2 protein-coding genes and 1 pseudogene are annotated in these 1825 nt (G+C 71.7%); 1 reads left to right on the top strand and 2 read right to left on the bottom strand.

The features are described 5' to 3' along the window. Positions 1 to 420: pseudogene (locus GH736_RS22355) on the top strand (hypothetical protein); the annotation flags it as partial. 18 nt (positions 421 to 438) lie between these two features. Here the strand turns inward: GH736_RS22355 and GH736_RS22350 are convergent. Together GH736_RS22350 and GH736_RS22345 are read right to left on the bottom strand one after the other, a co-directional pair. Continuing rightward, positions 439 to 1119, bottom strand: a complete 681-nt coding sequence (locus GH736_RS22350) for a response regulator transcription factor (RefSeq protein ID WP_235934637.1) — start codon at positions 1117 to 1119, stop codon at positions 439 to 441. After that, positions 1112 to 1825, bottom strand: a 714-nt coding sequence (locus GH736_RS22345; RefSeq protein WP_235934636.1) for a sensor histidine kinase, incomplete at its 5' end; no start/stop codon positions are given. The genes GH736_RS22350 and GH736_RS22345, both read right to left, overlap by 8 nt.

Raw genomic sequence — 1825 nt, 5'->3', positions numbered from 1 at the left:
CAGCCCGAGCCGCAACCCGCGCAAGAGCCGGGTCCAAGCCCGTCCGCCGAGCCGACGCCCGAGCCGACGCCGACACCCTCGCCGCAGCCCGCGACGCCCGAGCAGCGGGTCGTCGAGACCCTCAACACCTACTACGGCCTGGTGCCCGCCGATCTCGACACCGCGTGGACGATGATGACGGCCGACTACCAGGAGAACCACGTCGGCGGGCGGGCGGCCTACGAGGAGTTCTGGTCCGCCGTCGCCGCCCTGCAGATCTCCGACGTGACGGCCACCGCCCCGGACCAGGGCCAGGCGACGCTCACCTACACGTTCACCGACGGCGCCGTGGTGCAGGAGGTGACGGCCTACCGCCTCGTGGACGAGGGCGGCGTGCTGAAGATCGCCGCCACCGAGGTGCTCAGCAGCGTCGCGCTGTGAGGGATCGGCGCCGACGGGTCAGGCGCCCGTGCTCTGGAGGAAGGCCAGCACCGCGGCGACCCGCCGATGCACGCCCGACTCGGGCAGCCGCAACTTCGTGAAGATCGCGTTCACGTGCTTCTCGACCGTCGACGACGACAGGAACAGCGCCTGTTCGATGCCCGCGTTGGTCTTGCCCGCCGCCATCTCCCGAAGCACCTCGAGCTCCCGCGGCGAGAGCGCAGCCAGTGGGCTCGATGCGCCGGCGGCACTGCGCCGCCGAACCAGGGTGTCGACGATCTGCGGGTCGATCACCGAACCGCCGGCGCACACCTCGCGGAGCGCGTGCACGAGGTCCTCGAGGTCGCCGATCCGGTCTTTCAGCAGGTAGCCGAGTCCGGCCGAGCCGTCATCGAAGAGGGCGAGCGCGTAGCTCTCGTCGGCGTGCTGCGACAGCACGACTACGCCGGTCGCCGGGGACGCGGCGCGGATCGCGTGCGCGGCTTCGATCCCCTCCATGTGGTGGCCGGGCGGCATCCGGATGTCGGTGAGCACGGCGTCGGGCGCGAGTCGCCGCACCGCGTCGAGCAGCTCGACGCCGTTGCCCACCGAGGCGACCACGTCGACTTCGCCGGAGTCCTCGAGCAGGCGCCGGAGCCCCTCCCGCACGAGGTAGTTGTCCTCGGCGATGACGACGCGCAGCACGCCCGAGTCATCCAACGGGATCACCATCGGCTGCGGAGGAGGTGCCGGGGATCCCGTTCACGGGCAGGTCCACCAGCACGGTCGTGCCCGTTCCCGACGGCTCGGCCGCCGACACCCGCACCGTGCCGCGCAGGGCCGCCACGCGGTCGCGGATGTTCGCCAGCCCTCCGCCCGACGCCGACGCGGGCGACACCGTGCCGAGGCCGCGGCCGTCGTCGGTGATCGAGATGCGCAGGTGCCCGTTCGATCGCGCGAGCGCCACCGAGGCGTGCGTCGCGTCGGCGTGCTTCGCGGTGTTGGCAAGGGCCTCGCGCACCACGTAGTACGCGGTCGTCTCGACCTCGTCGGGATAGCGCTCGGCCCGAACCGCAGCATCGGCCTCGACCGACAGCGGGATCGGATACCGCGCCACGCCCGACTCGACGGCCGCCACGAGCCCGTTGTCGCTCAGCACCGGCGGATGGATGCCCTGGGCGAGCTCGCGCAGGTAAGGCACCGCCGAGCTGTCGGCGAGCGGCGCCACGACGGTCAAGGGTGCCGTCGTGAAGATCAACTGAGTGCGAAGCGGACGCTGACCGAAGCGGGTGCCGCGATCGACGAGCTGGGCGGAGTCGACGACTTCTCCGTCGATCACGGCCTGCACGGTGCCCGTCGGCTGCGGTCCGGTGGACGCCACGACGACCGAGATCGGCGCGGTCTCCTTCTTCTGCTTGATCACGGA

This window comes from Agromyces humi, assembly GCF_009720255.1.
Classification (GTDB): Bacteria; Actinomycetota; Actinomycetes; order Actinomycetales; family Microbacteriaceae; genus Agromyces; species Agromyces humi.
The sequence above is the reverse complement of the archived record's forward strand: the minus strand, read 5'-3'. Positions and strand labels throughout refer to the sequence as shown.